Origin of the sequence: Microbispora sitophila (genome assembly GCF_014892245.1) — a bacterium.
GTDB lineage: Bacteria > Actinomycetota > Actinomycetes > Streptosporangiales > Streptosporangiaceae > Microbispora > Microbispora siamensis.
Window position 1 is genome coordinate 1 of sequence record NZ_JADBGC010000075.1, and the last position, 2,176, is coordinate 2,176.

General features: G+C 69.2%; 2 protein-coding genes. Both read right to left on the reverse strand.

All coding sequences use genetic code 11. The features are described 5' to 3' along the window. Positions 1-63: 63 nt before the first annotated feature. Complete coding sequence (gene istB, locus IL992_RS45430; RefSeq protein WP_193209486.1) at positions 64-858, reverse strand: IS21-like element helper ATPase IstB; 795 nt, start codon at positions 856-858, stop codon at positions 64-66. Then, complete coding sequence (istA, locus tag IL992_RS45435; protein WP_193209487.1) at positions 855-2,093, reverse strand: IS21 family transposase; 1,239 nt, start codon at positions 2,091-2,093, stop codon at positions 855-857. The genes istB and istA overlap by 4 nt, the downstream gene beginning before the upstream one ends. Positions 2,094-2,176 lie beyond the last annotated feature (83 nt).

Below are 2,176 nucleotides of genomic sequence, written 5' to 3' on the forward strand. Positions count from 1 at the left end.
TGTCAACGTCGCTCGAATGTGGGACCAGTGGCGACGCTCGAATCTGGACCCGTTTGTCGATCTTCAGTCGTTGGTCTTGGCCGCGGGCACGCGGCCCAGGTCACGGTCTTTGAGCCGGTAGCTGTCTCCTTTCAGCGAGACCACCTCGGCGTGGTGGACGAGACGGTCGATCATGGCGGCGGCGACCACGTCGTCGCCGAATACCTCGCCCCAGCGGCCGAAGGGCTTGTTGCTGGTCACGATCAGGCTCGCTCGTTCGTAGCGGGAGGAGACGAGCTGGAAGAATAGGTTGGCGGCTTCGGCTTCGAACGGGATGTAACCGACCTCGTCCACGATCAGCAGCGGGATCCGGCCGAGCTTGACGAGCTCGTCTTGCAGGCGCCCGGCGTGGTGCGCCTCGGCCAGACGGCCGACCCATTGGGCCGCGGTGGCGAACAGCACGCGGTGACCGGCTTGGCAGGCGCGGATGCCCAGCCCGATGGACAGGTGGGTCTTGCCGGTGCCGGGCGGGCCGAGGAAGACCACGTTCTCCCGGGCGGCCACGAAGTCCAGGGTGCCCAGGTGAGTGATGACCTCGCGTTTGAGGGAGCGCTGGTGGTCGTAGTCGAATTCCTCCAGTGACTTGCGGGCGGGGAAGCGGGCCAGCCGGATGCGGCCTTCCCCGCCGTGGGCCTCGCGGGCGGCGACTTCCCGTTGCAGACAGGCGGCCAGGAACTCCTCATGGCTCCAGTCTTCGGCGCGGGCGCGTTCGGCCAGCCGCTCAACAGATGCGGCCAACGAGGGCGCCTTCAGCACGCGGGTCAGGTAGGCGATCTCGGCGGCGGCGTCACGGCTGCCGGTGGCGTTCTTGGCGGTCATCGCGTCACCACCTGATGCTCACCCAGGCCGAACAGCCGGTCGTAGTCGGTGAGTTTGCGCTGCTCGACCTCGGCGTCCACCGCCGGGGGCGGCGACGGCCGCCGGGCGAGTGCGCGCAATGCGCGGGCGGCCTGGTCGTGTTCGGGTGCGGTGATGGTCTGATGAGCCGCCCAGCACCGCTGATGGGAGGCAACCAGCCGTCCGTCACAGGTGGCCCGCACCTGGTCCAGATCGGCGGTGACTTCGACGCGGCGGCCGATGACCGAGGGATGCACCGAGTAGTCGTTGGAGTCCAGGCGCACGTAGTAGTCCCGCCCCGAACGGGTGGTCAGGTGCCAGCCGGTGACCGGCGGCAGCGGCGGAAGCTCCAGCATCGCGGCGAGGTCGGCGGCCAGCCGGTCGGCGGGCCGGCACTCGATGCGGCGGTGATGACGCTGATTGGCCCGCTCCAGCCAGGCGGCCATCTGAGCGTTGAAGTCGGCCGGGCCGGTGAAGGACCTGCCCGGCAAGAACGAGGTCTCCAGATAGCCGTTGGCGCGCTCAACCAGCCCTTTGGCCTCCGGGTCACCCGGTCGGCACTGGATGACCTTGACGCCCAGGCAGCCGCGGAAGGCGTTCATCGCCTCGGTCAGCTGCGGGCGCCCGCCCCGCCACTGGCCGATCGCCGCCTCGTTGTCCCACACCAGCGCCTTGGGGACGCGGCCGAGCTGCCGCAGCAGCACCCAATGGCCCCCGATCAGGTCCGCCGACTGCCGCGAGGGCAGCATCCGCGCGCTGATCCAGCGCGAGTATCCGCTGACCATGACCAGCACCGGCCGCCGCCCGTGTTGCCCGCATCCCAGCGGCACATCCACCGGCGGGAACCACAGATCGCATTGGGCCAGCTCACCGGGAAGATAGCTGGTCCGCGACGCCGGGTCCGGCGGCGCATACAGCGGCCGCAGTTCCCGGATGCGTTTCTTCAGCACGGTCAGCCCGCGCTGCCAGCCGATCCGCTCGGCGATCACCGTCGCGGGCATGTTTGGCCATGCCTGCAGCAGCTGCCGGATCTCCGGTTCCACCGCGTCCACGATCGATCCGGACGGCTCGCGCACGTATTTGGGTGGTCCTTGCGACTCCAGCGCCCGCCGCACCGTATTGCGACCCACACCCAGCTTGCGGGCGATCGCCCGGATCGGCATCTGCTCGGCCCGGTGCAGCCGGCGTATCTCCGCCCAGTCCTCCACGCTCAGCACCTTCCCGATCTAGGCCCATGAGGCCGGTAGATGGGTCCGTTTTCGAGCGTCGACACTGGTCCAGTATTGGAGCGCCGCCGTCA

Coding starts and splice junctions, on each gene's coding strand:
- istB (WP_193209486.1), bottom strand. CDS start 858: ATGACCGCCAAGAACGCCACCGGCAGCCGTGACGCCGCCGCCGAGATC.